This is a genomic window from Salmonella sp. 32070601201500089SM, from assembly GCF_017573605.1.
Classification (GTDB): domain Bacteria; phylum Pseudomonadota; class Gammaproteobacteria; order Enterobacterales; family Enterobacteriaceae; genus Salmonella; species Salmonella enterica.
In genome coordinates, this window is the sequence record NZ_JAGETK010000009.1 from 39,270 (window position 1) to 65,375 (window position 26,106).

Sequence of the window (26,106 nt, forward strand, 5' to 3'; positions counted from 1 at the left end):
GCATGATGACTATGCTGCGCGGATGGATAACGATGATCGTCATGCTGACGGCAATAAATGCGCAGGCGGCCTGTAGCTGGCCTGCGTGGGAACAGTTCAAGAAAGATTACATTAGCCAGCATGGACGCGTTATCGATCCGGGCGATGCGCGAAAAATTACCACCTCCGAAGGGCAAAGCTACGCCATGTTCTTTGCCCTGGCAGCGAACGATCGACCGGCGTTCGCGCAACTGTTTAACTGGACGCAAAACAATCTGGCGCAGGGATCGCTGCGTGAACATCTGCCCGCCTGGCTGTGGGGACAAAAAGAGCCCGACACCTGGTCGGTGCTGGACAGCAACTCCGCGTCCGACGGCGATATCTGGATGGCATGGTCGCTTCTGGAGGCCGGTCGTCTGTGGAAAGAGACGCGTTATACCGAGGTGGGCACGGCGTTGCTAAAACGCATCGCCCGCGAAGAGGTCGTGAATGTGCCGGGGCTGGGCTCAATGCTGCTACCTGGCAAAATCGGCTTTGCCGAGGCGAATAGCTGGCGTTTTAACCCAAGCTATCTGCCGCCGCAGTTGGCGCAATACTTTAGCCGTTTTGGCGCGCCGTGGTCGACGCTACGGGAAACCAATTTGCGGCTTTTGCTGGAAACCGCGCCGAAAGGTTTCTCGCCGGACTGGGTGCGTTATGAAAGCAAGCAAGGCTGGCAGTTGAAAGCGGAAAAGACGCTGATCAGTAGCTACGATGCGATTCGCGTCTATTTATGGGCGGGAATGATGCATGATGGCGATCCGCAAAAAGCGCGTTTACTGGCGCGATTTAAACCGATGTCGACGTTAACGATGAAAAACGGCGTTCCACCGGAGAAAGTGGATGTCGTCAGCGGGAACGCGCAAGGGACGGGGCCGGTCGGGTTTTCCGCCGCCTTACTGCCTTTCCTGCAAAATCGCGACGCCCAGGCCGTGCAGCGACAGCGGGTCGCAGACCATTTTCCTGGCAGCGATGCCTATTACAACTATGTGCTGACTCTCTTTGGACAAGGCTGGGATCAACACCGTTTTCGCTTCACCGTCAAAGGTGAATTATTACCTGACTGGGGCCAGGAATGCGTAAGTTCACGTTAAGTCTCATGCACGCTTTTTTGCCGGCTGGCGGTCGAAACGCCTTACCTGGCAAAAGGGGCGTTTCTCGGGCATTGTTGGGTTTATCGCTTGGTATGGCGCTAACACCGCTTGCCGGCGCAGCGACCTCCGCGCAGCAACAGTTGCTGGAGCAGGTTCGGCTGGGCGAGGCCACGCACCGTGAGGACTTAGTCCGTCAGTCGCTCTATCGCCTGGAGCTGATCGACCCCAATGATCCACAGGTTATCGCCGCCCGTTTCCGCTATCTGTTGCGGCAGGGGGATAGCGACGGGGCGCAGAAGTTACTTGACCGGCTGGCGCAACTGGCGCCGGAGTCGACGGCGTATCAATCTTCCCGCACCGCGATGCTGCTCTCCACGCCGCAAGGACGCCAGTCTTTGCAGGAGGCGCGTTTACTGGCGACGACCGGCCATACTGAACAAGCGATCGCCAGCTACGACAAGCTGTTTAAAGGTTATCCGCCGGAGGGCGAACTGGCGGTCGAATACTGGACGACCGTGGCGAAATTGCTCGCTCGCCGTCACGAAGCGATTAACCAGCTACAGAAAATCAATGCCGTCAGTCCGGGTAATAACGCTCTGCAAAATGCGCTGGCGCAACTGTTGTTCGCCAGCGGGCGGCGCGATGAGGGATTCGCGGTGCTAAAACAGATGGCGAAATCCAGTACGGGACGCAGCGCGGCCTCCGCCATCTGGTACCAGCAGATAAAAGATCTCCCGGTGAGCGACGCCAGCGTAAAAGCGTTGCAAGACTATCTGACGCAGTTTAGCGAAGGCGATAGCGTGTCTGCCGCCCGCGCCCAGCTTAGCGAGCAGCAAAAACAGTTAGCCGATCCGGCGTTCCGCGCGCGCTCGCAGGGCATCGCGGCGGTTAATGCCGGAGAAGGCGGTAAGGCCATTGCGCAATTGCAGCAGGCGGTGAGCGCCCGGCAGGACGACAGCGAGGCGGTCGGCGCGCTGGGGCAGGCATACTCACAGCGTGGCGATCGCGCCCGCGCCGTCGCGCAGTTTGAAAAGGCGCTGGCGATGGCGCCGCACAGCAGCAGCCGCGATAAGTGGGAGAGTCTGCTGAAGGTCAATCGCTACTGGCTGTTAATTCAGCAGGGCGACGCGGCCTTAAAAGCGAATAATCTGGCCCAGGCGGAGCGTTTCTATCAGCAGGCGCGAGCAGTGGATAACACCGACAGCTACGCGGTACTGGGGCTGGGGGATGTGGCGATGGCGCGCAAAGATAATGCCGCCGCCGAACGTTATTATCAGCAGACGCTGCGTATGGATAGCGGTAATACCAATGCTGTACGCGGGCTGGCGAATCTTTATCGCCAGCAGTCGCCGCAAAAAGCCGCCGCGTTTATCGCTTCTCTTTCCGCCAGCCAGCGGCGCAGTATCGACGATATCGAACGCAGTCTGGAAAATGACCGTCTGGCGCAGCAGGCGGAAACGCTGGAAAGCGAGGGCAAATGGGCGCAGGCCGCAGAACTGCACCGTCGTCGGCTGGCATTAGATCCGGGGAGCGTGTGGGTGACGTACCGACTGTCACGCGATCTGTGGCAGGCCGGGCAGCACGCTCAGGCCGATGCGCAAATGCGCTCTCTGGCGCAGCAGAAGCCAAACGATCCGGAACAGGTCTATGCTTATGGGCTTTATCTTTCCGGCAGCGATCGGGACCGGGCGGCGCTGGCGCATCTCAATACCCTGCCGACCAGCCAGTGGAACAGCAATATTCAGGAACTGGCGGGCCGATTGCAAAGTAACCAGGTGCTGGAAAGCGCTAACCGCTTGCGCGATAGCGGCAAAGAACGCGAAGCGGAAGCGTTGTTACGTCAGCAGCCGCCCTCTACGCGCATTGCGTTAACGTTGGCGGACTGGGCGCAGCAGCGTGGCGATAATGCGGCGGCCCGCGCCGCTTATGACGCCGTTCTGGCGCGGGAACCGGGTAATGTCGATGCCATGCTGGGGCGGGTGGAAATCGACATCGCACAGGGCGATAACGCTGCGGCGCGCGCTCAGCTGGCGGCGCTGCCTGCGTCGCAAATCACCTCTATTAACATGCAGCGCCGCGTCGCGCTGGCGCAGCTCCAGCTTGGCGATATCACGGCGGCGGCGCGGACCTTCAACCGCATTACGCCGCAGGCAAAAGCACAGCCGCCATCAATGGAAAGCGCGATGGTATTGCGTGACGCCGCCGCTTTTCAGGCGCAAACGGGCGAGCCGCAGCGGGCGCTGGAGACCTACAAAGACGCAATGGTCGCCGCGGCGATTACGCCGGTTCGTCCCCAGGATAACGATACCTTTACCCGCCTGACGCGCAATGATGAAAAAGACGACTGGCTAAAACGCGGCGTGCGTAGCAATGCGGCGGAGTTGTACCGTCAGCAGGATCTCAATGTCACGTTGGCGCACGATTATTGGGGGTCGAGCGGGACTGGCGGTTACTCCGATCTGAAGGCGCATACCACGATGCTTCAGGTGGATGCGCCCTGGTCGGACGGACGGGCGTTCTTTCGTACTGATATGGTGAATATGGATGTTGGCCGCTTCTCTACGGATGCGGATGGAAAATACGATAATAACTGGGGTACCTGTACGCTGGAGAAATGCAGCGGACATCGTAGCCAGGCCGATACGGGCGCGAGCGTGGCGGTCGGCTGGCAGAATGAGACCTGGCGCTGGGATATCGGCACGACGCCGATGGGCTTTAATGTCGTTGATGTGGTCGGCGGCGTCAGCTATAGCGACGATATCGGGCCGTTGGGTTATACCCTGAACGCGCATCGTCGCCCGATCTCCAGCTCGCTGCTGGCGTTTGGCGGGCAAAAGGATGCCAGCAGCAATACCGGCACCAAATGGGGCGGCGTGCGGGCCAACGGCGGCGGCGTCAGTCTCAGCTATGATAAAGGCGAAGCAAACGGTGTCTGGGCGTCGCTCAGCGGCGACCAGTTGAGCGGTAAAAATGTAGAAGATAACTGGCGCGTGCGCTGGATGACCGGTTATTACTATAAGGTGATTAACGAGAATAACCGCCGTGTTACCGTCGGGCTGAATAACATGATCTGGCATTACGACAAAGATCTGAGCGGTTATTCACTGGGTCAGGGCGGTTATTATAGCCCGCAGGAATACCTGTCGTTTGCGGTGCCGGTGATGTGGCGGCAGCGTACGGAAAACTGGTCGTGGGAGCTGGGCGGCTCGGTATCCTGGTCGCACTCCCGCAACCGTACCATGCCGCGTTATCCGCTGATGAATTTGATTCCGGCGGATTATCAGGAGGATGCGCGTGACCAGACCAACGGCGGCGGCAGCAGTCAGGGATTTGGCTATACCGCGCGGGCGCTCATTGAACGCCGGGTCACTGCCAACTGGTTTGTGGGTACGGCTGTCGATATTCAGCAGGCGAAAGATTATACCCCCAGTCATCTGCTGCTGTATGTCCGTTATTCCGCGGCGGGCTGGCAGGGGGATATGGATTTACCGCCGCAGCCTCTGGTGCCTTACGCTGACTGGTAATCATTGCGTCAGGCCTACGAATTGACAGGCGTCGTAGGCCTGAGAAGCGCAGCGCCATCAGACGCTATCATTAACCGTTATTCAGAAAAGTCCTTTTCAGATACAGCCTCTCTTAATGCCGCTGCAATCGGGTATACTCAGGCGGCAGTCCGGGATATCCAGGGAGAGTCAATTTGCGCGTCAGCCGCTCGTTAACAATTAAACAGATGGCAATGGTTGCGGCCGTTGTCATGGTGTTTGTTTTTGTCTTTTGCACCGTTTTGTTGTTCCATCTGGTACAGCAGAACCGCTACAACACGGCTACGCAACTGGAAAGTATCGCGCGATCTGTTCGGGAACCTCTTTCTTCCGCGATTTTAAAAGCGGATCTCCCCGGCGCGGAAACCATTCTGGAAAGTATTAAACCTGCGGGCGTGGTGAGTCGCGCCGATGTGGTATTGCCGAATCAGTTCCAGGCGTTGCGTAAGCGCTTCATTCCTGAACGCCCCGTCCCGGTTATGGTGACGCGTCTCTTCGAACTGCCGGTACAAATTTCTTTACCGGTTTATTCGCTGGAGCGTCCCGCCAATCCGCAACCGCTGGCCTACCTTGTATTGCAGGCGGATTCGTACCGTATGTACAAGTTCGTCATGAGCGCGCTCTCTACGTTAGTGACCATTTACTTACTTTTATCGCTGATCCTGACGGTGGCCATCGCCTGGTGCGTAAACCGCCTGATTGTGCATCCGCTGCGCAAAATCGCCCGCGAGCTGAACGACATTCCGCAGCAGGAGCTGATCGGACATCAGCTGGCGTTGCCGCGTCTGCATCAGGATGATGAAATTGGGATGCTGGTGCGCAGCTATAACCTCAACCAGCAGCTTATGCAGCGTCAACGCGAGGAGCAAACGGACAACGCGATGCGTTTTCCGGTTTCCGAGCTGCCCAATAAAGCCTTTTTAATGGCGCTGCTGGAACAGGTTATCGCCCGCCAACAGACCACCGCGCTTATCATCGTGACGTGCGAAACGTTGCGTGACACGGCAGGCGTGCTGCAAGAAACGCAGCGGGAGATTCTATTACTGACGCTGGTTGAGAAGCTGAAGTCGGTGCTGGCGCCGCGCATGGTGCTTACGCAGGTCAGCGGGTATGACTTTGCCATTATCGCCCACGGCGTTAAAGAGCCGTGGCACGCCATCACATTAGGTCAGCAAATACTCACTATCATTAATGAACGACTGCCCATTCAGGGTATTCAACTGCGCCCAAGCTGCAGTATTGGCATTGCGATGTATTATGGCGATCTGACCGCCGAAGAGCTCTATAGCCGCGCCGTCTCCGCCGCGTTTACCGCGCGCCGAAAAGGTAAAAATCAGATCCAGTTCTTTGACCCGACGCAGATGGAGGCCGCTCAACAGCGTCTTACCGAAGAGAGCGATATCCTTACCGCGCTGGATAACCATCAGTTTGCCATTTGGCTGCAGCCGCAGGTCGAGATGCGCAGCGGCAACGTATTAAGCGCCGAAGCCTTATTACGTATGCAGCAGCCGGACGGTAGCTGGGAATTGCCGGAGGGGCTGATTGAGCGCATTGAATCCTGCGGCCTGATGGTCACGGTGGGCCATTGGGTGCTGGAAGAGTCCTGCCGCCAGCTTGCCGCCTGGCAGGAGCGCGGCGTGACATTGCCGCTCTCCGTCAATCTTTCCGCGTTACAGCTCATGCACCCTGGCATGGTGTCGGATCTGCTGGAATTGTTAAACCGCTATCGTATTCAACCGGGTACGCTGATTCTTGAGGTCACTGAAAGCCGCCGTATCGACGATCCACACGCTGCCGTCGCTATCTTACGTCCGTTACGTAATGCTGGCGTGCGTATCGCACTGGATGATTTTGGCATGGGTTACGCGGGGCTGCGCCAGTTACAGCATATGAAGTCGCTACCGGTCGATATCCTTAAAATTGATAAAATGTTTGTCGATGGGTTACCGGATGATCACAGTATGGTGACGGCGATTATCCTGATGGCCCGCAGTCTTAATTTACAATTGATTGCCGAGGGCGTGGAGAACGAGGCGCAACGCGCGTGGCTGGAACAGGCTGGAGTCAACGTGGCGCAAGGCTTCCTGTTTGCTCGGCCCGTTCCCGCGGATATCTTTGAAGAACGGTATCTGTCGCACGAAAATTCTGATTACAAAAGTTAAAAAAGGTCGCGCTTGTGCGAGCCAGCTCAAACTTTTTAACATTTTTGTTTCAATTATGATCCTGGCGCATTTCTGTCATGTTGTGTGGGTGTTATTTTAAGGCCGCAGGTTACTCATAACCTTACAAGACCTGTGGTTTTTACTTCAAGGACACCCTATGAAAACCTCTCTGTTCAAAAGTCTTTATTTTCAGGTCCTGACAGCAATCGCCATTGGTATTCTCCTTGGCCATTACTATCCTGAACTGGGCGCACAAATGAAACCGCTTGGCGACGCGTTCGTTAAGCTCATTAAGATGATCATCGCTCCTGTCATTTTCTGTACAGTCGTGACGGGCATCGCAGGCATGGAAAGCATGAAAGCGGTGGGGCGTACCGGCGCGGTCGCGCTGCTTTACTTTGAAATTGTCAGTACGATTGCGCTGATTATCGGTCTTATCATCGTCAACGTTGTGCAACCTGGCGCCGGGATGAACGTCGATCCGGCAACGCTGGATGCGCAGGCGGTGGCCGTTTATGCCGCACAAGCCAAGGAGCAGGGCATTATTGCCTTCCTGATGGATGTCATACCGGGCAGCGTGATCGGCGCGTTTGCCAGCGGCAACATTCTGCAGGTCTTACTGTTTGCGGTGTTGTTTGGTTTTGCGCTGCACCGTTTGGGCAGCAAAGGCCAGCTCATTTTCAATGTGATTGAGAGTTTTTCGCAGGTCATTTTCGGCATCATCAATATGATCATGCGCCTGGCACCGATTGGCGCATTCGGCGCGATGGCCTTCACCATCGGTAAATACGGCGTCGGTTCTCTGGTGCAACTGGGGCAGCTCATTATCTGCTTCTATATCACCTGTATTCTCTTCGTGGTGGTGGTGCTGGGGACGATTGCACGGGTAACGGGCTTTAGCATTTTTAAATTTATTCGCTATATCCGGGAAGAATTACTCATTGTGCTCGGCACCTCCTCTTCCGAGTCAGCGTTGCCGCGTATGCTCGATAAGATGGAAAAACTGGGGTGCCGTAAATCGGTGGTGGGGCTGGTGATCCCGACGGGGTATTCGTTCAACCTTGATGGCACCTCTATTTACCTGACGATGGCGGCGGTGTTTATCGCCCAGGCGACCAACAGCCATATGGATATCTTCCACCAGATCACGCTGCTGGTCGTGCTGCTGCTATCGTCAAAAGGCGCCGCGGGCGTGACCGGAAGCGGCTTTATCGTGCTGGCGGCCACTATCTCCGCCGTAGGTCATTTGCCGGTGGCGGGACTGGCGTTAATCCTCGGTATCGACCGCTTTATGTCCGAAGCGCGCGCGCTGACTAACCTGGTGGGTAACGGCGTGGCGACGGTGGTGGTTGCCAAATGGGTGAAAGAGTTAGATCACCAAAAGCTGGACGATGTGCTTAATAATCGTGCGCCGGATGGCAAAACGCACGAAATTTCCTCCTAATCTCGCCACTTATGCCCGTAGTCCCTTCCAGGACTGCGGGTGTTTGCGCATAATTGACCCCTGCGCCCAAAGCATACAGCATGATGCTTAGGGATTATTTCACTTCTTCCGTGACATTTTTAGGTTCTCGCGGTCTAACACGAAGTGTTTTTACGTCATATTCAGGCATCCCTGCCGGGGCTGTCTTTTTATTACCAGGATTGTTGATCAGGGGTTCACATGCAGGGCACAAAAATTCGACTCTTAGCGGGCAGTCTGTTGATGTTGGCCTCTGCCGGCTATGTGCAGGCAGATGCGCTCCAGCCCGATCCGGCATGGCAACAGGGGACGCTGGCTAATGGGTTACAGTGGCAAGTGTTGGCTACGCCTCAGCGCCCCAGCGATCGTATTGAAGTTCGTCTACAGGTTAATACCGGTTCGCTCACCGAAAGTACGCAACAGAGCGGGTTTAGCCATGCGATTCCCCGTATCGCGCTGACGCAAAGCGGTGGTCTGGATGCCGCACAGGCACGTTCTTTATGGCAGCAAGGGTTTGATCCGAAACGTCCCATGCCGCCCGTTATTGTTTCTTATGATTCCACGCTCTATAACCTCAGTTTACCCAATAACCGTAACGATCTGCTGAAAGAAGCGCTGACCTATCTGGCTAACGTCTCCGGTAAATTAACCATTACGCCAGAGACGGTGAATCATGCGTTAAGCAGCGAAGATATGGTTGCGACGTGGCCAGCAGATACTAAAGAGGGCTGGTGGCGTTATCGGCTGAAAGGGTCGGCGTTATTGGGGCACGATCCCGCGGAACCGTTAAAGCAGCCAGTAGACGCAGCCAAAATTCAGGCTTTCTATGAAAAATGGTACACCCCGGATGCCATGACGCTGATTGTTGTCGGCAACATTGATGCGCGCTCCGTCGCCGAGCAGATCAATAAAACGTTCGGTACGCTGAAAGGTAAACGCGAAACGCCCGCCCCGGTGCCGACGCTTTCGCCGCTGCGGGCGGAATCAGTGAGCATTATGACCGATGCGGTGCGCCAGGATCGTCTCTCCATTATGTGGGATACGCCGTGGCAACCGATTCGCGAGTCGGCGGCGCTGTTGCGCTACTGGCAGGCGGATCTGGCGCGCGAAGCGCTGTTCTGGCATATCCAGCAAGAGCTTACTAAAAATAACGCGAAAGATATTGGTCTGGGGTTTGACTGCCGGGTTCTGTTCCTGCGCGCGCAGTGCGCCATCAACATTGAATCACCTAATGATAAGCTCAATACCAATTTGAGCCTGGTGGCGAATGAACTGGCGAAAGTACGCGATAAAGGTTTGTCGGAAGAGGAGTTTACTGCGCTGGTGGCGCAGAAAAATCTCGAATTGCAAAAGCTGTTCGCGACCTACGCGCGTACCGATACTGACATTTTGACTGGACAGCGTATGCGCTCGCTGCAGAATCAAGTGGTGGATATCGCGCCGGAGCAGTATCAGAAGCTGCGCCAGAATTTCCTCAACAGCCTGACCGTCGATATGCTCAATCAGAATCTACGTCAGCAGCTATCGCAGGAGATGGCATTAATTTTGCTGCAACCGCAAGGCGAGCCGGAATTTAATATGAAGGCGTTAAAGGCGACGTGGGATGAAATCATGGTCCCGACAACTGCCGCCGCTGTTGAAGCAGATGAGGCGCATCCGGAAGTGACGGAGACACCGGCGGCACAGTAAGCTGCCGCCTGCCGGCCCGGTAAGCACAGCGCCACCGGGCAAGAGCGAATGACTTACTGCGGCATCGCGTCGTGCGGAATAATGGCCCCACGGTACTGAATCACCGTGCTGGCCGTCAGGTGTCCGCGCTTCGCGGCATCCGTCGCGCTGCCGCCCGTCAAACGAACGGCCAGATAACCGGCGCTGAAGGAGTCGCCTGCGGCAGTGGTGTCTATCACTTTCTCTTTCGGCAGTTTGACTGCCGGAACGTCAATGAGCGCCTCGCCCTGAATCGAGACCAGGCAAGAATCCGCCCCGCGTTTTACCACCACTTCCTGCACGCCTGCCGCATGGGTGCGGGCAATGACCTCTTCCACGGGTTGCTGACCCCATAGCGCGTCTTCATCGTCCAGTGTCAGGAAGGCGATATCAGTACATTCCAGCATCTTTTGATAGACCTGCTGCGTTTCTTCGCGACTTGTCCATAAACGCGGGCGATAGTTATTATCAAAAATGACTTTCCCGCCGTTGGCCCGGCATTCACGCAATAAAGACAGCAGCTTATCACGGCTGGTCGGGCTTAAAATCGCGAGGCTAATGCCGCTCAGGTAGAGATAATCGAAGGTCGCCAGCGCCTCGCAGATAGCCGCTGACTGTTCGCTCTCCAGCCAGAATTTCGCTGCCGCTTCGTTACGCCAGTAGTAGAAGGTACGCTCGCCAGTGTCATCGGTTTCGATGTAATAGAGGCCTGGCAGGCGATTTTCCATCCGCTGCGTTAGCGAGGTATCCACATTTTCATGCTGCCACGCCTCCAGCATCTGTTGGCTGAAACTGTCAGTACCCAGCGCCGTCACATAGTGAACGGCCAGAGCGGCAGAATCGACCTGACGGGCAATATAAACGGAGGTATTCAGCGTGTCGCCGCCGAAGCCGCGCTGAACATCAGCGCCTTTCTGCGACAGCTCAATCATGCATTCGCCAATCACGGCAATCTTTTTAGGCATAGTCGTGAACCTGATCTGTAAAAATTAGCGTTAGTGTGCGCTGTGGATGTTTAGTGGTCAATAATATTAAAACATCGGTCCATTATTTTTTTGAGCAAGTGCGTATTTTTGACAAGTTTCGGAGTCTGTTTTTATTTTGCCAGGGACCGAGGGTAAAGTTCTCTGCCTGAACGCCGATAACCTTTGACGAGTCCGGACAGTCACACTCCCATTAACAGGACAACTGAGATGATAAAGCAGGTTATCCAGCAGCTACGCGTTCCTGATGCAGGTATAGAGAATTTGCAGGAACGGCGCTATTGGCTGCAATGCGAGCGTGCCTATACTTACCAGCCGATATACCAGACGGATGGCCGTCTGATGGCGGTTGAACTTCTCACTGTCGTCACTCATCCTGATAACCCTTCCAGACGTATTGCCCCGGATCGTTATTTCGCGGAGTTAGCGGTTCGACACCGCATTGACGTAGTGAAAGAACAACTTCATCAGCTTGAACAAAAAGCGGATTTTTTCACTCGCCATCACTTATTGGCATCGGTCAATGTCGACGGCCCTACGCTGATTGCCATGCGACGACAGCCGGACATTCTGGCAGCGATGGAGCGCTTACCCTGGCTGCGTTTCGAACTGGTGGAACATATTCGTTTGCCGAAAGACTCCTCTTTCGCCTCGATGTGTGAGTTCGGCCCGCTGTGGCTGGATGATTTTGGTACCGGTATGGCCAATTTTTCAGCGCTGAGCGAAGTGCGTTATGACTACATTAAAGTGGCGCGAGAGCTGTTCGTCATGCTGCGTCAGTCCCCGGAGGGACGCAACCTGTTCACTCTGCTGCTGCAACTGATGAACCGCTACTGCCGCGGCGTTATTGTCGAGGGCGTGGAGACGCTGGAAGAGTGGCGTGATGTGCAGCGTTCGCCCGCCTTTGCCGCCCAGGGCTATTTTCTTTCTCGACCCGTGCCGCTGATATCGCTCGAAGAGGTGATTCTGACCCTGTAACGCCAGACTGTTCCCGTAATACGTGGTATTACGAGACGCGGTCATCCTCCTTTTTCGTCTGGCTGAACTATCTTTAGGACAGGCAAGGGAAGAAGTGAGGAAATAACACATGACTAAAGCAGGCAAAATAACCGCCGCCATCACAGGGACTTTCTTGTTGTTGATCGCCATAGTGATTTTGTTGATCGCAACATTTGACTGGAACCGCCTCAAACCGACCATCAACCAGAAAGTCTCTACCGAATTGAACCGGCCTTTCGCTATTCGCGGCGATTTAGGCGTGGTGTGGGAACGCCAAAAACAGGAGACCGGCTGGCGAAGCTGGGTACCGTGGCCGCATGTTCACGCGGAAGACGTCATTCTCGGCAATCCGCCGGATATTCCGGAAGTTACGATGGTGCATCTGCCACGCGTTGAGGCGACGCTTGCCCCGCTGGCGCTCCTGACCAAAGCCGTCTGGCTGCCGTGGATCAAACTGGTGAAACCCGACGTGCGTCTTATTCGTCTGTCCGAGAAAACCAATAACTGGACCTTTAACCTCGCGCAAGACAAGAATACGGACCCCAATGCTAAACCTTCCGCCTGGTCCTTCCGGTTGGATAATATTCTCTTCGACCAGGGGCGAATCGCGATCGATGATAAGGTCAGCAAAGCGGATATCACTATTCTGATCGATCCGTTAGGCAAACCGTTGCCGTTCAGCGAAGTGACGGGAACGAAAGGCAAAGCAGACAAATCCACCGTGGGTGACTATGTCTTCGGCCTGAAGGCGCAGGGGCGTTATAACGGGGAACCGTTGACCGGTACGGGGAAAATAGGCGGTATGCTGGCGCTACGCAGCGAAAGTACGCCTTTTCCTGTGCAGGCCGATTTCCGCTCTGGCAGTACGCGGGTGGCTTTTAGCGGCGTGGTGAACGAGCCGATGAAAATGGGCGGCGTCGATCTGCGGCTTAAATTCTCTGGCGATTCACTGGGCGATTTATATGATTTAACCGGCGTGCTGCTGCCGGATACGCCGCCGTTTGAGACCGATGGGCGATTGGTAGCGAAAATTGACGCCGAAAAGTCATCGGTATTTGATTATCGCGGTTTTAACGGGCGCATTGGCGACAGTGATATCCACGGCTCCCTCACTTATACCACCGGTAAACCGCGCCCCAAACTGGAAGGCGATGTCGAATCGCGCCAGTTACGACTGGCCGATCTTGGGCCGCTGATTGGCGTGGATTCCGGGAAAGACGCTGAGCAGTCGAAACGGTCTGAACAGCGCAAAGGCGAGAAGAATGTTCAGCCGGCGGATAAAGTGTTGCCTTACGACCGCTTTGAAACCGACAAATGGGACGTCATGGACGCCGATGTCCGGTTTAAAGGCCGGCGTATTGAGCATGGCGGCAGTCTACCGATTAGCGATCTTTCGACCCATATCATCCTGAAAAACGCCGACTTACGTCTACAGCCGCTGAAGTTTGGTCTGGCAGGCGGCAGTATTGTCTCCAACATCCATCTGGAAGGGGATAAAAAGCCGATGCAGGGGCGGGCGGATATACAGGCGCGTCGGCTGAAGCTTAAAGAACTGATGCCGGATGTGGAGCTGATGCAGAAAACGCTGGGCGAGCTGAACGGCGATGCGGATATTCGCGGCACGGGCAACTCGGTCGCCGCGCTGCTTGGCAACAGTAACGGCAATCTCAAGTTATTGATGAATGATGGATTGATTAGCCGCAACCTGATGGAAATCGTGGGGCTGAACGTCGGCAACTATATTGTCGGGCAGATTTTTGGCGATGACGAAGTGCGGGTTAACTGCGCGGCGGCGAATCTCAATATTGCGAACGGCGTGGCGCGACCGCAAATTTTTGCTTTTGATACAGAAAATGCGTTGATTAACGTGACCGGTACGGCGAGCTTCGCCTCTGAACAGCTCGATTTAACCATTGATCCGGAAAGTAAGGGGATTCGTATTATTACGCTGCGATCGCCGCTGTACGTGCGCGGGACATTTAAAAATCCGCAGGCGGGCGTCAAGCCCGGCCCGCTGATTGCGCGCGGCGCGGTTGCGGCAGCGCTGGCGACGTTGGTAACGCCCGCCGCCGCGCTATTGGCGCTCATTTCGCCCTCTGAGGGCGAAGCCAATCAGTGCCGGACGATTTTAACGCAGATGAAGCAGTAACGTGAAACGTAGCGCCGGATGACGCCATCCGGCGCCCTATTACAACGCCTGATGACGCGTCTCATGGGTTAACAGCAGTGCAATCAGCGTCAGCGCCGCCATTGACGCCAGGTAAACCCCTACCGCCGCCAGCCCGTAGTGGCTTTGCAGCCATGCGGCAATATACGGCGCGACGGAAGCGCCCAGAATCGATGACACATTGTAGGAAAACGATGCGCCGGTATAGCGCACTTCCGTCGGAAATAGCTCCGGCAGCAGCGCTCCCATTGGGCCGAAGGTCAGCCCCATCAGGCTCAGGCCTAACAACAGGAACACGAATACCAGCGCTGGATTGCCTGAACCCAGCAGCGGGGTAAAGGCGAACAACGCGAAGAGAATGATGAGCGTGGTAATGATGACCATGCTTTTCCGACGGCCAAATGCGTCCGCCAGCAGGCCGGCGACGGGCACCATCACGCCGAAACCAATCACCGCCATCATCAGCATCCACAGTATTTCATTGCGTGGCAAGCCAAGCCCCACCGGCGCGGCGGCAGTGCTGTAAGTCATGGAATAGACGGTCATGATATAGAACAGCGTGTAGGTCGCCAGCATGATAAACGTGCCGAGAATGGTTACGCGGACATGCTTCGTCAGCAACGTGCCCAGCGGTATTTTCACCTGCTTTTTCGCTGCGGCGACTTTCGCAAACACCGGCGTTTCATGCAGCGACACGCGCACATACAGGCCGATAATCACCAGCACCGCCGAGAAGATAAACGGCACGCGCCAGCCCCAGCTCATAAACTGCTCGTCGGTCAGCAGCCAGGAGAGCAACAGGAAGGTGCCATTGGCAAAAAAGAAGCCGATCGGCGCGCCCAACTGCGGGAAGGAGCCATACAGCGCGCGTTTGCGCGGCGGCGCATTCTCCGTCGCTAATAACGCTGCGCCGCCCCATTCGCCGCCCAGCCCCAGTCCCTGACCGAAACGCGCCAGCGCCAGCAGCAGCGGCGCGAAAATACCTATCGTCGCGTAGCCCGGTAACAGACCGATAATGACCGTGGAGATCCCCATCGTCAGCAGCGAAGCCACCAGCGTGACTTTGCGGCCTACCCGGTCGCCGAAGTGACCGAATAGCGCAGAGCCAATCGGACGCGCCACAAACGCGATAGCGAAGGTGGCGAGCGATTGTAGCGTTGCCGCAGTGGGATCGCCCTGGGGGAAGAAGATAAGGGGGAACACGATCACCGCTGCGGTGGCGTAAATATAGAAGTCGAAGAACTCAATCGCGGTGCCGATAAGCGAGGCAATAACGACTTTATTGCGTGAGTTTACCGGAACATGTTCCTGCTCATGGTCGAGTGTTGTGGCGGTTGCTTGCATACTATTTTCTTATTTTTAGCGAACGAATAGCCATATTACGCACAGCAAAAGTTATATTTCAATGTGTAACAAAAGCTAAAAATGGTCAAAAAAAGCGCAAAAAGGGGATAATGTTTAAGCCAGCCATTTTGCGTCTATGAAATGCTTCACATAATTTTAGAATTGGTGGATAAAACTGGTTTCTGGTTAAATAAAAGTTAATTACTGGATTTATATGCTGAAACAATGAGATGAGGCGGAAGGACGTGCCTGATTGTACCGCCGGGTACGCTTTACATGCCCGGCCTGGGTCTACACATCAGTAGGCCGAATGACGACGCCGTGCGTGCCATTCGGCAGCAAGCCGCAGACTAGCGCTGCGTTTTACCCGGCATTCGCGGGTCGTCCTTGTATTCGGCGGTGGCTATCCAGGCCGCGCAGAATAACGTCAGACGGGCAAAAAAGTAGAAGAAGGCCATCAGACCGAGTACGGAGCCAAACGCCGCGCCGGAAGGCGATTTCACCAGTGACGGCAACGTATAGGTCATAATGATTTTAATCACCTCAAAACCGATAGCGGCAATAAATGTCCCGCGAATCAAGGCTTTTTTACGTGGACGATGGCGGGGCAGTCGCCAGAAAATCCAGAAAAAAAGCAGATAGTTGGCAAAAATAGAGATGGCCAGACCGATCAAATGCCAGGCCGGTTTTAACCATTCGATGCTGTCGAGATACAAGGCGGAGATGATCATCTGCTGGGCGGAACCGGCGATGGAAGTAATGGACAGCGTAATGATTAAAGCGATTAATAATCCAATCAGCGAGATAAAATCGCGCAGATATTTGAGCCAGATTTTCTCCTGATCCTGCGGCTTGCGCTCCCAGACGTCCCGTGACTGGGCGCGAATCGCTTCCCGCAGGTTGCCCATCCAGTTAACGCCGGAATAGAGCGCGATACCCAGTCCGACCAGCCCTACCGTGGTACGCTGTTGAACCGCCGTATTAATCGTATTTTTAAGCGTGGACGCCAGCGTAGGATCGCTCACATTCATCAATATCTTGCTGAAAATATCTTCCAGTAGATTAGGGTGCGAGGCGAGGATAAAACCTGCCGCGGCAAAGGACACCATCATTATCGGGATCATCGACAGAAACGAAAAGTAGGTGATAGCCGCGCCAAACTGATTACCCAGTCGATCGTTAAAACGTTCGGTCGCGCGAATGAGGTGGGCCACCATTGGTTGACGCTGAATTTTTTGTATCAGGGAGGTGACGGAATGCAACGCCTGATTTGCCTTTTCGTTTTTTTCCGGGGCGTCATGCGGCTGCGTTTCTATTTTTTGTATCGGGTCGTGCTCCAGTTCCTGAATAGGGCGTTTTACGTCATTTTCCTGCGTCATCAGGTCGGTAGTCCTTCATCATTAATAGAATATGTCAGTATAGCTTCTCCCCGGTGGATGCTGAAAATGCGGCTACTCTGCGGCCTCTTTAATGGTTTCCGTCAGCCATACCATAAACAGGTGTACCCGGCGGGAAAGATTACGGCGATGGGGATAATGCAGCGTCACCGGCAGTGGAGCGGCGCGATATTGCGGTAAAATTTCAATGAGCGTTCCGGCGCGTAACGCCTCCCGTACAGCAATGCGCGGCGTCTGAATGATCCCTAATCCTGCCAGACAGGCCGTATGCCAGGTCTCCGTACTGTTTACCGTTAGCATTCCGCCGGTTTTTACCCACTGCATACCGTGGGGAGTTTCAAAGGCAAAACCCGGTGAAGAGACTCCCGGCGTCAATGAATAATGCACCATCGCATGTGAGGCGAGGTCGTCAAGGTTTTCTGGATACCCAAAGCGCGCCAGGTATTGTGGGCTGGCGCAGTTCACCCTTCTCAGTTTGCCAAGCGGGCGCGTCAGTATCCCTGGCGCATGTAGCGGCTCTGTGCGCACCACGCAGTCGAAATCTTCCCGTAGTAAATCGACCTGTCGATCGCTACTACAAAGTTCCAGCGCAATGCCGGGATACTGATGCAAAAAAGTGGGCAGGCGCGGCATGATAAGGCTGTTTGCGAGACATGGCGGTATATCTACCCGTATTTTGCCGCTGATACTGGCGGGATCAGGCTGGAAAAGACCCTCCAGTTCATCCAGGTTACTCAACAGATCTTTTGCCCGTTCGTAGTAAACCATTCCGTCCTGAGTAAGCTGTACCCGCCGGGTGGTGCGGTGGAGCAGGCGGATGCCCAGTTGATGTTCTAACGCTTGTATTTGCCGTGAGACGCTGCCTTTGGGAAGGCCGATATCCTCTGCTGCGCGGGAAAAACTTTCCCGTTCCGCCACGCGTACAAACAATTTCATTGCATATATTTTATCCATCATCAGGCTCTATTATTGTTCTCATTGAAACAGTGACGCTGAAGCGGCTGGTTTTATTGATTTTCTAGCACCTAATAAGCCCTTTCGCAATCATTGCTCGCGTGACGAATACGTCTGATCGCGTTGCGCGGCGGATTTATCGCCTTCCGGCCAGGCATTTTAGCGCCAAAAAGCCGATAAACGGGACGAGAGCGGTAAAACACGCTGATAGCCGCGGGTGTAGTGGGAGAGAGAAATGCATGTACATATACGGTATTGTCATTGACCCATCGTCGCGGTTTTCAGGCGGATTGGTTATTTTTTAACAAAATGTGCTACTTTATTTTTTGTAACACATCAGGTGAAAAGCAGATATTTCCTTTGTGACGCGCCAGGCGTACTCTTCATTAAATTAATATTCAAATTAGCCTTGGCTGTTCGCGCTAATAAGATATTCCTTACTTTAAAAGGCTAATTTTAGCGAATTCTGTAATCCCGATGTTGAAGCTGTAAATATTCATAACCTTTCCCTTCCTCAACCAATGACTATCGGTAAAATGGCCTATACCAAATGGCGACTTCTTATTTTACCCTACGGGTAATACCCTTCCTCATCTTGAGACTATTATCTTACCCAGGTGGAGAAAAGTAATGCAGGTAATCATGTTTGACAGGCAGTCAATATTTATTCATGGAATGAAAATCAGTTTGCAGCAGCACATTCCAGGAATAAGTATCCAGAGTGTCGGTCAGGCAGAAGAACTCTGGCAAAAAATAGAAAGCGCGCCGGATGCGCTGGTCATGCTGGATAGCGGCCTGGATGCTGAATTTTGCCGCGAGGTGTTACAAAGAATCGCGCAGCAATTTCCGGAGGTGAAGATTATTATCACGGCGATGGATGGCAGTCAAAAGTGGCTGCATGAAGTCATGCAATTTAACGTTCAGGCCGTGGTGCCACGCGATTCTGATGCCGAAACCTTTGTCCTTGCGCTCAATGCTGTCGCTCGCGGGATGATGTTTTTACCGGGGGATTGGTTAAATTCAACGGAGCTGGAGTCCCGTGATATAAAAGCGTTAAGCGCCCGCCAGCGGGAAATTTTACAGATGCTTGCCGCAGGAGAATCAAATAAACAAATTGGGCGGGCGTTAAATATTAGTACCGGGACGGTTAAAGCGCATCTGGAGTCGCTTTACCGGCGGCTGGATGTAAAAAATCGTACCCAGGCCGCCATGATGTTAAATGAATAGAATTAACGACGTTAAATTCGCAGTCCGCTTATTTCTGGCTGTGAAATATCACCCGTATTGATTAATGATAAAAAACGCTGATGTCCGATGCTGAACATCAGCGCAATAAGCGTTTCGCGTTGAAACCGATCATTAAGTTCCGGCAAACAATTCTGTAGCAGCATATCGCAGCTATTGAGGTCATCCAGCAAGAATGCCTCCGCCTGGTCGGGCGTAATGAACGTCAGCGTCTCATCCGGCGTCAACATATGCCCGTAACCAATCACCCAGTTACCCTGCCGATCGCGATACTTTTCCAGCGACAGACCCTGCCACTGTTTAATAAACGCGATGCAGGCGGAGCTAAAGCGAGATGAAATGTGCGGCATGGCATCTTTCTCATAAAAAGCGCGATTATAAAGTGTGCTGCACGCGTGGCTAGTGGTCAGACGGCCAAACGCAGGCAGGGAAAAGGTCTATGCCGTTCAGCGTCACGCCGCGTTGGCAGAATGAAAAACTGATGTTTTTGGTTAGTAACCGATCTTCTTATAAATTTGCAATCATTAAGATTAAGTCACTGAAATGTGGCTGAATCTGTTATATCTATGAAAAAACATAATTAAAAGAAAACGAAGATCTCGTCGCGGGATCGTCTTTTTAGGGAAGATAATGACGAATAGCGCTTCGCAGGCGACACGCGCGCCTTTTGAACATAGCCTGGGGATTATCCGCCAGGCATCAATAGAAATCCTGCTGCTGCTGGGTATTCATACCACCGAGGGAAAAGAGCCCCGGTGGTTCATGGAACAACTTGAGCAGGCGCGTCTTAACCTGGGCGGTTGGGGCGCGGTGGCGAAAAAATTGCGGATAAATGACGCGCAGTTGAGCCAGTTTATGCTGCAACTGCGTCACCTTCAGCAGCATGTTCCCCAGTATGACAGCGGGCAAGAGGTGAGCGAAAATCAACTCCTTGCCGCGTTGCGTTTTGTCACCTCGCTGGAGCATCTACGTCAGCAGCAGCCGCTACTGACCTATCAAACTGAGCTGGAAGAACCCGACCAGGAGGCGCATCTTGAGGCGCAGCGTCAGCTTCGGGCGATAGAACTGACGTTAAAAGCGCTTATTGCGCGCGCATGGCCGGATCGGGCGTCTCTGAATCACTACCTCAAGCAACATTTTGGCCCGGACCGTTTGCGCCAGTGGTTAAAACAGGGAGAAGATCAACATGCGCTGGAGGGCATGTTGTTTAGCGAACTGGCGCTTATGGTGGTCGATAAAAAATTGTTTGCCCGACATTACGTCAGAATTTTTAATGACGCCTCAGCGTTAACGCTGTTCGCCGAGTCGCGCACCACTCTGCGTATGTTTCTGGATGATTGCCGCCTCGCGCGAAACGAGGTTATCGCCAGGCAGCCGCTCACCTCAGCGCAGCTTATGCTGCTAAACGTTCAGTATCAGCAAATCGTTCGGCCCATCCAGCGCGCCTATGCCGAAAAACGTACCCGCGTGAATCCCGCTTCGTTTCTGCTGGCGGATGAACGTGAATTGCGCCAGTTCTGGGAAACCGCGCGGCTTAAAGATCGGCAGGCCGGGGGAGATAAGCATGAGATTAGCGAGAGCATAGAACCACCGCGTAAGCGGCCTCCGCGTACGCCTGAAGAGCGTGAGCAACTTATTTCCGGCGCTTTGTGGGGCGGGGTTGGCGTCATGACGCTGGCGATACTGGCGGGCGCGTTCTGGCTATTTAGTTCGTCGTCGCCAGGCTCCGATAACGGGCAAGCTCCCGCAATGGCGCAGGATGAACCGCCGCGCGAGGCGCCTTCCGCGCGGGAAACGCTCAATCATATGGGGATTACCTGGGATGCGTTTACCATGCGGGCGGCGATAGAGCGCAATGATACGCGGGTGACGGCGCTGTTCCTCCAGGGGGGAATGAACTGGCAGCTCGCGTGGACGGAGCAAGCGTTTGCGGCAGGACATACCGAGGTGCTGCAACTGTTGTTGCGTTATCCCGCGCTGATGGATGAGGTCAAACCCTGCCGACGATTTATCACAACGTTAAGTCATGACATGTCGAGCGGCGCGCCGCTGACCGCGATGCATAAAACCTATTTGCAAACGTTTTGCACCGTTCCGGCTGTTGTGACGCGCCAGCAGTACGATACGGAGCAGGCCCGGCTGCGCGCTCAGGCCCGGCCCAGCGCAGACAATAAAAAATGGCTGAAAATTCAGTCAGCCATTTATGATGCGATTCACTGAGCCCGGAGCAGGTTAAGGCTCTCCGTAAAGGCCAATCAGGCGGCGCACCACGCCATTGGTCCAGCCGAACCCATCCTGTAGCGGATACTCGCCCCCGCCGCCTTCGCGGGGCGTACCGCCGGAAATATGGTATTTCTCGATCAGTTTATGGTGCTCCTGATAAAAATGGTTCACTGTTTTTAACCAGTTATGGGCGATTTCATCGCCCAGCATATCGTCGCCATACCGTTTGAAGCCCTGAATCGCCATCCATTGCAGCGGTGCCCAGCCGTTCGGTTTATCCCACTGTTCGCCGGTTTCGTATTCGGTCGCCATAATCCCGCCGGGCGTTAACAGACGGCTGCGTACCACATTTGCCAGACGGTCGGCCTGCTCGTGGTTCGCCATACCGACATACAGCGGCACGATACTGGCGGCGGAAAAGAGCGCCATTTCTTCGCGTCGCCAGTCATAGTCCCGATAACAGCCGTTTTCATCATCCCACAGATAATGGTTCACGGCGGCGCGTCGATCGCTGGCTTTCTGGCGAAATAGTGCCTCGGTGTCACGTTCGCCTTTCAGTGCTGAAATATTGGCGATAGCGCTCTCCAGTTTATACAGAAAAGCGTTCAAATCGATAGGGATAAACTGGGTCGTACGTATGCTGGCAAGCCGGCCCGCATCGCGTAGCCAGCGTGAAGAATAGTCCCAGCCGGACGCCGCCCCGGCGCGCAAATCCCGGTAGACTTCATTGGGCGGACGACCGGAATGTTTTGCAGTTTCGACATCTTCCAGCCAGGACTCGTCGCGCGGCGTGTCGCGATCGTCCCAGTAGCGGTTCAGCAGGGAACCGTCCGGCATCCGCACAACGTGGCGATAAGCCTGGTTGAGCGCCAGCGATTCGGCGCCGTCCATCCAGAAGGCGTATTCCATTTTGAGATGGTCGAGATAACGCCGCGCGCCGCGCACGCCATCTTCTTCGAACAGTTCAACCATCAGGGCGAAAACCGGCGGCTGCGAGCGGCTCAGATAATAGGTCCGGTTGCCGTTGGGAATATGGCCATAGTTTTCAATCATCCAGGCGAAATTATCCGCCATACATTTAAGTAAATCTTCGCGCCCGCTTTCCGCCAGACCCAGCATGGTAAAATAAGAGTCCCAATAATAGGTTTCGCTAAAACGGCCTCCCGGCACGATATAGGATTGCGGTAGCGCCAGCAGCGAAGACCACGGAATATGATCCTGCGGTTCGCGCGTCAGTATCGGCCAAAGCTGGTCAATATGTTCTTTGAGCGAGTTTTCGGGGTTAGAGACATACTCGCTGGATAAGGTTTCCGGTAGCCAGAAATGGTTCTCGACGAAGCGGCGTAAGTCAAAATCACGGTGGCGTCTGACCTTACGGTAGCGGATCAGGATATCAAGCGGGTCCATCTTCGGCGCGCAGTCCGGGAACGTTTTACTGTCTGGAAACAGTTTTGTTGACTGTACATGCTCGAACAGTTCGAGATACCGATCGGCAGGGGTCAGGGCGTCAGAGGCGGGAAGCCCCTCGATCATCTCCGGCTCCGGTTCCGCCTCGATCATTTCATCCAGCTTTAACTCGCACGGGTCTGTTTCATAAAGCAGATCGACATCAATAGTCAGATCTTCAGAAGGCGTGGGGTTTAATTTCTGGTTGAGCATAATGACAAGGACCTCCGGCTTGCGTCGTAAAAGATACGGGTGTTGCCCGGCTGTCTATTAAGCGTAGACATTCGCTTCGATACCTGAGTGGCAAAGTGTGCGGTAGATCACATTTTGCAATTTACCTCTCAAGAAAAAACACTTCATAACTTACTGAATAGTATTGCGAAAATCCTATTTTCATGACGCCCTCCCCAGACCTAAAATCAGAACATTCGTTTCATAGCGGTATCACTACGTCACCGCATGGCGTGGATTCACAAGCAAAGGTAACGTAAATAGTTATAATACAAGCTATGGCACCATGATAATACAAATGGATACAAATGATCGAGCAACCCGACAGTAAAAGCGCCAAACCGCTTTATAAGCAGCTTGAAGACGCCTTAAAAGAGGCTATTGCGCGTGGAGAGTATAAACCAGGCCAGCAGATCCCGACGGAAAATGAACTGAGCGTGCGCTGGCAGGTGAGCAGGGTCACGGTCCGTAAGGCGCTGGATGCGCTGACGCGTGAAAATTTGCTGACCCGTGTCTCCGGCAAAGGCACCTTTGTCTCTGGTGAGAAATTTCAGCGCAGCATGACCGGCATCATGAGTTTCAGCGAGTTATGCCAGTCCCAGGGACGTCGCCCGGGGTCACGCACCATCAAATCCGTTTTTGAATCGGTAGACGATGAGACAAAAGCGTTACTGAATATGAACGATGGCGAAAAAGCGGTCGTCATTGAACGTATCCGCTATGCCGACGATGTGGCGGTATCGCTGGAAACCGTACATCTTCCCCCACGTTTTGCGTTTTTGCTGGACGAAGATCTTAATAATCACTCTTTGTATGAATGCTTACGCGAGAAATACCATTTATGGTTTACCCACTCCCGTAAGATGATCGAACTGGTTTATGCCAGCTTTGAAGTCGCCCATTATCTTGGCGTCAACGAGGGTTATCCGCTGATCCTGATAAAAAGTGAAATGATTGATAACAAAGGAGAACTCTCCTGCGTTTCGCAACAGTTGATTGTCGGCGATAAAATACGGTTTACCGTATGATGTCAGCATTACGCTAACGAAGAGCAGGCTGAATCGGGATCCAGATCGCGGATCCCGATTTTTTTTGGTTTCCATCTTGATCAAATGTCTTTAAATGTCATATAAAAATAATAATACATTATGAGTCATTTATGGCGAATCCTCGCCTGTATCATTGATGGAACCAGAGGAAAGCATGATGGGTATGAAAGAGACAGTTAGCAATATTGTGACCAGCCAGGCAGAGAAAGGAGGCGTTAAACACGTCTATTACGTGGCGTGCGGCGGTTCTTATGCGGCGTTCTATCCGGCGAAAGCATTTTTAGAAAAAGAAGCGAAAGCGTTGACTGTCGGTCTGTATAACAGCGGAGAATTTATTAACAACCCGCCGGTAGCGCTGGGAGAAAATGCCGTTGTGGTTGTCGCCTCCCACAAAGGTAATACGCCAGAGACAATTAAAGCGGCTGAAATCGCCCGTCAGCACGGCGCGCCGGTCATTGGTTTAACCTGGATAATGGATTCACCGTTGGTGGCGCATTGCGACTATGTGGAAACGTACACGTTTGGCGACGGTAAAGATATTGCCGGAGAGAAAACGATGAAAGGCCTGCTGAGTGCGGTCGAACTGCTCCAGCAGACGGAAGGGTATGCGCACTACGACGATTTTCAGGATGGCGTCAGCAAAATCAACCGTATCGTCTGGCGCGCTTGCGAGCAGGTAGCGGAGCGTGCGCAGGCGTTCGCGCAGGAATATAAAGACGATAAAGTCATTTACACCGTCGCCAGCGGCGCAGGCTATGGCGCAGCCTACCTGCAGAGCATCTGTATCTTTATGGAAATGCAATGGATACATTCCGCCTGTATTCATAGCGGTGAGTTTTTCCACGGGCCCTTTGAAATTACCGATGCGAATACGCCTTTCTTCTTCCAGTTTTCCGAGGGCAATACGCGGGCGGTGGATGAACGCGCGTTAAACTTCCTGAAAAAATATGGTCGCCGGATTGAAGTTGTCGATGCGAAAGAACTGGGGCTATCGACCATTAAAACCACGGTTATTGATTACTTTAACCACTCTCTCTTTAATAACGTTTATCCCGTTTACAATCGGGCGTTAGCTGAGGCGCGTCAGCATCCGTTAACGACGCGCCGCTATATGTGGAAAGTGGAATATTAATTACATCAGGATGGATAAAAAAGCAGGGACGCTTTTTATTGTAAAGACAAACAAGGAATAATGATGAGCATCAGCGTATTGGGTATTGGCGACAACGTTGTCGATAAATACCTGCATTCCGGCATCATGTACCCCGGCGGTAATGCATTAAATTTTGCTGTCTATGCGAAATTAGCAGACATCCCCAGCGCGTTTATGGGGGCGTTTGGCAATGACGACGCCGCGCAGCACGTACAGGATGTATTACACCAGCTACAGATAGACATCTCTCACAGCCGCCATTATACCGGCGAAAATGGGTATGCCTGTATCCGTCTCACGCATGGCGATCGGCAATTTGTCGCCAGCAACAAAAACGGCGTATTGCGGGAACATCCTTTTAGCTTGTCTGACGACGATCTTCGTTATATATCACAATTTACCTTAGTCCATTCCAGTATTAACGGCCACCTGGAATCGGAACTGGAGAAAATTAAACAACAAACCGTCTTACTCTCTTTTGATTTTTCCGGGCGCGGTACAGACGACTATTTTGAAAAGGTATGCCCGTGGGTAGATTATGGATTTGTCTCCTGTAGCGGGTTATCGCCAGATGAAATCAAAATAAAACTCAATAAACTTTATCGTTATGGCTGTCGGCATATTATTGCCACCTGCGGGCATGAAAAAGTTTATTATTTTTCCGGCGCGGATTATCTGGAGTGGCAACCTGTTTATATCGAACCTGTCGATACGCTGGGCGCAGGCGACGCCTTCTTAACCGGTTTTTTGCTTTCCATTTTGCAATCGGGTATGGCGGAACCCGATAAAGAAAGCGTGTTACGCGCCATGCGGCAGGGCGGGAAATCGGCGGCGCAGGTTTTATCTCATTACGGCGCATTTGGTTTTGGTAAACCGTTTGCACAATAGGTTACGTCCCTCAATGTAAAGCGACACTCACTCCAGATAACC

18 protein-coding genes are annotated in these 26,106 nt (G+C 53.7%); 12 read left to right on the top strand and 6 right to left on the bottom strand.

The window, feature by feature from the left end:
- Positions 1-2 precede the first annotated feature (2 nt).
- From bcsZ to J4728_RS15260, 5 genes are all read left to right on the top strand, one after another.
- A complete protein-coding gene (gene bcsZ, locus J4728_RS15240) occupies positions 3-1,112 on the top strand; it encodes a cellulose synthase complex periplasmic endoglucanase BcsZ (protein WP_208212007.1) in 1,110 nt (369 codons plus the stop codon).
- Positions 1,094-4,636, top strand: a complete 3,543-nt coding sequence (gene bcsC, locus J4728_RS15245; protein WP_208212009.1) for a cellulose synthase complex outer membrane protein BcsC — start codon at positions 1,094-1,096, stop codon at positions 4,634-4,636. Before bcsZ ends, bcsC begins: the two co-directional genes overlap by 19 nt.
- Before the next feature lie 173 nt (positions 4,637-4,809).
- Positions 4,810-6,816: a biofilm formation regulator HmsP gene (gene hmsP / locus J4728_RS15250; RefSeq protein WP_021294122.1), complete on the top strand. Its 2,007-nt coding sequence runs from the start codon at positions 4,810-4,812 to the stop codon at positions 6,814-6,816.
- 157 nt (positions 6,817-6,973) lie between these two features.
- The gene (dctA, locus tag J4728_RS15255; protein ID WP_000858228.1) at positions 6,974-8,260 is read left to right on the top strand and encodes a C4-dicarboxylate transporter DctC; all 1,287 of its coding nucleotides are present in this window, start codon (positions 6,974-6,976) and stop codon (positions 8,258-8,260) included.
- A gap of 219 nt (positions 8,261-8,479) precedes the next feature.
- Entirely contained in the window at positions 8,480-9,967 is a 1,488-nt protein-coding gene (locus J4728_RS15260) for a M16 family metallopeptidase (protein ID WP_001163182.1), read from the top strand.
- 53 nt (positions 9,968-10,020) lie between these two features.
- Here J4728_RS15260 and J4728_RS15265 read toward each other — a convergent pair whose 3' ends face one another.
- Complete coding sequence (locus J4728_RS15265; protein WP_020437719.1) at positions 10,021-10,950, bottom strand: sugar kinase; 930 nt, start codon at positions 10,948-10,950, stop codon at positions 10,021-10,023.
- Positions 10,951-11,178: 228 nt separating this feature from the next.
- Between J4728_RS15265 and pdeH the strand changes: the two genes are divergently transcribed.
- Both pdeH and J4728_RS15275 read left to right on the top strand, forming a co-directional pair.
- Complete coding sequence (gene pdeH, locus J4728_RS15270; protein ID WP_000595626.1) at positions 11,179-11,946, top strand: cyclic-guanylate-specific phosphodiesterase; 768 nt, start codon at positions 11,179-11,181, stop codon at positions 11,944-11,946.
- Positions 11,947-12,055: 109 nt separating this feature from the next.
- The gene (locus J4728_RS15275) at positions 12,056-14,116 is read left to right on the top strand and encodes an AsmA family protein (protein ID WP_208212011.1); all 2,061 of its coding nucleotides are present in this window, start codon (positions 12,056-12,058) and stop codon (positions 14,114-14,116) included.
- A gap of 39 nt (positions 14,117-14,155) precedes the next feature.
- On the opposite strand, the gene J4728_RS15280 is transcribed toward J4728_RS15275, so the two are convergent.
- From J4728_RS15280 to J4728_RS15290, 3 genes are all read right to left on the bottom strand, one after another.
- Positions 14,156-15,478: an MFS transporter gene (locus tag J4728_RS15280; RefSeq protein ID WP_001148981.1), complete on the bottom strand. Its 1,323-nt coding sequence runs from the start codon at positions 15,476-15,478 to the stop codon at positions 14,156-14,158.
- A 350-nt stretch (positions 15,479-15,828) separates the two neighbouring features.
- Positions 15,829-16,857 (bottom strand): inner membrane protein YhjD, encoded by a 1,029-nt coding sequence (gene yhjD / locus J4728_RS15285; protein WP_001748883.1) that lies wholly within the window; start codon positions 16,855-16,857, stop codon positions 15,829-15,831.
- 72 nt (positions 16,858-16,929) lie between these two features.
- On the bottom strand, positions 16,930-17,829 hold the full coding sequence (locus J4728_RS15290) for a LysR family transcriptional regulator (protein ID WP_000358042.1): 900 nt from the start codon (positions 17,827-17,829) through the stop codon (positions 16,930-16,932).
- Between the two features lie 630 nt (positions 17,830-18,459).
- Between J4728_RS15290 and J4728_RS15295 the strand changes: the two genes are divergently transcribed.
- Positions 18,460-19,056, top strand: a complete 597-nt coding sequence (locus tag J4728_RS15295) for a response regulator transcription factor (RefSeq protein WP_208212013.1) — start codon at positions 18,460-18,462, stop codon at positions 19,054-19,056.
- Between the two features lie 11 nt (positions 19,057-19,067).
- Here J4728_RS15295 and J4728_RS15300 read toward each other — a convergent pair whose 3' ends face one another.
- A complete protein-coding gene (locus J4728_RS15300) occupies positions 19,068-19,424 on the bottom strand; it encodes a glycoside hydrolase family protein (protein ID WP_001120251.1) in 357 nt (118 codons plus the stop codon).
- Positions 19,425-19,704: 280 nt separating this feature from the next.
- On the opposite strand from J4728_RS15300, the gene J4728_RS15305 reads away from it, so the two are divergent.
- The gene (locus J4728_RS15305) at positions 19,705-21,294 is read left to right on the top strand and encodes an STY4199 family HEPN domain-containing protein (RefSeq protein ID WP_000185026.1); all 1,590 of its coding nucleotides are present in this window, start codon (positions 19,705-19,707) and stop codon (positions 21,292-21,294) included.
- 12 nt (positions 21,295-21,306) lie between these two features.
- Here the strand turns inward: J4728_RS15305 and J4728_RS15310 are convergent, their stop codons facing one another.
- Positions 21,307-22,956 (bottom strand): alpha,alpha-trehalase, encoded by a 1,650-nt coding sequence (locus tag J4728_RS15310; RefSeq protein WP_000934257.1) that lies wholly within the window; start codon positions 22,954-22,956, stop codon positions 21,307-21,309.
- 326 nt (positions 22,957-23,282) lie between these two features.
- Between J4728_RS15310 and J4728_RS15315 the strand changes: the two genes are divergently transcribed.
- The 3 genes from J4728_RS15315 to fraD all read left to right on the top strand — a co-directional run bounded on the left by J4728_RS15315 (position 23,283) and on the right by fraD (position 26,064).
- Positions 23,283-24,002 (top strand): GntR family transcriptional regulator, encoded by a 720-nt coding sequence (locus J4728_RS15315; protein ID WP_000572570.1) that lies wholly within the window; start codon positions 23,283-23,285, stop codon positions 24,000-24,002.
- A gap of 175 nt (positions 24,003-24,177) precedes the next feature.
- Entirely contained in the window at positions 24,178-25,155 is a 978-nt protein-coding gene (gene fraB, locus J4728_RS15320; protein WP_010989080.1) for a 6-phosphofructose-aspartate deglycase, read from the top strand.
- A gap of 63 nt (positions 25,156-25,218) precedes the next feature.
- On the top strand, positions 25,219-26,064 hold the full coding sequence (gene fraD / locus J4728_RS15325) for a fructose-aspartate kinase (RefSeq protein WP_023237868.1): 846 nt from the start codon (positions 25,219-25,221) through the stop codon (positions 26,062-26,064).
- Positions 26,065-26,106: the final 42 nt, after the last annotated feature.

What these genes read in the sequence shown, in the direction of transcription:
- bcsZ (WP_208212007.1), top strand. Translation starts at nt 3, where the DNA reads ATGATGACTATGCTGCGCGGATGGATAACGATGATCGTCATGCTGACG.
- bcsC (WP_208212009.1), top strand. Translation starts at nt 1,094, where the DNA reads ATGCGTAAGTTCACGTTAAGTCTCATGCACGCTTTTTTGCCGGCTGGC.
- dctA (WP_000858228.1), top strand. Translation starts at nt 6,974, where the DNA reads ATGAAAACCTCTCTGTTCAAAAGTCTTTATTTTCAGGTCCTGACAGCA.
- J4728_RS15260 (WP_001163182.1), top strand. Translation starts at nt 8,480, where the DNA reads ATGCAGGGCACAAAAATTCGACTCTTAGCGGGCAGTCTGTTGATGTTG.
- J4728_RS15265 (WP_020437719.1), bottom strand. Translation starts at nt 10,950, where the DNA reads ATGCCTAAAAAGATTGCCGTGATTGGCGAATGCATGATTGAGCTGTCG.
- pdeH (WP_000595626.1), top strand. Translation starts at nt 11,179, where the DNA reads ATGATAAAGCAGGTTATCCAGCAGCTACGCGTTCCTGATGCAGGTATA.
- J4728_RS15275 (WP_208212011.1), top strand. Translation starts at nt 12,056, where the DNA reads ATGACTAAAGCAGGCAAAATAACCGCCGCCATCACAGGGACTTTCTTG.
- J4728_RS15280 (WP_001148981.1), bottom strand. Translation starts at nt 15,478, where the DNA reads ATGCAAGCAACCGCCACAACACTCGACCATGAGCAGGAACATGTTCCG.
- yhjD (WP_001748883.1), bottom strand. Translation starts at nt 16,857, where the DNA reads ATGACGCAGGAAAATGACGTAAAACGCCCTATTCAGGAACTGGAGCAC.
- J4728_RS15290 (WP_000358042.1), bottom strand. Translation starts at nt 17,829, where the DNA reads ATGGATAAAATATATGCAATGAAATTGTTTGTACGCGTGGCGGAACGG.
- J4728_RS15295 (WP_208212013.1), top strand. Translation starts at nt 18,460, where the DNA reads ATGCAGGTAATCATGTTTGACAGGCAGTCAATATTTATTCATGGAATG.
- J4728_RS15300 (WP_001120251.1), bottom strand. Translation starts at nt 19,424, where the DNA reads ATGCCGCACATTTCATCTCGCTTTAGCTCCGCCTGCATCGCGTTTATT.
- J4728_RS15305 (WP_000185026.1), top strand. Translation starts at nt 19,705, where the DNA reads ATGACGAATAGCGCTTCGCAGGCGACACGCGCGCCTTTTGAACATAGC.
- J4728_RS15310 (WP_000934257.1), bottom strand. Translation starts at nt 22,956, where the DNA reads ATGCTCAACCAGAAATTAAACCCCACGCCTTCTGAAGATCTGACTATT.
- J4728_RS15315 (WP_000572570.1), top strand. Translation starts at nt 23,283, where the DNA reads ATGATCGAGCAACCCGACAGTAAAAGCGCCAAACCGCTTTATAAGCAG.
- fraB (WP_010989080.1), top strand. Translation starts at nt 24,178, where the DNA reads ATGATGGGTATGAAAGAGACAGTTAGCAATATTGTGACCAGCCAGGCA.
- fraD (WP_023237868.1), top strand. Translation starts at nt 25,219, where the DNA reads ATGAGCATCAGCGTATTGGGTATTGGCGACAACGTTGTCGATAAATAC.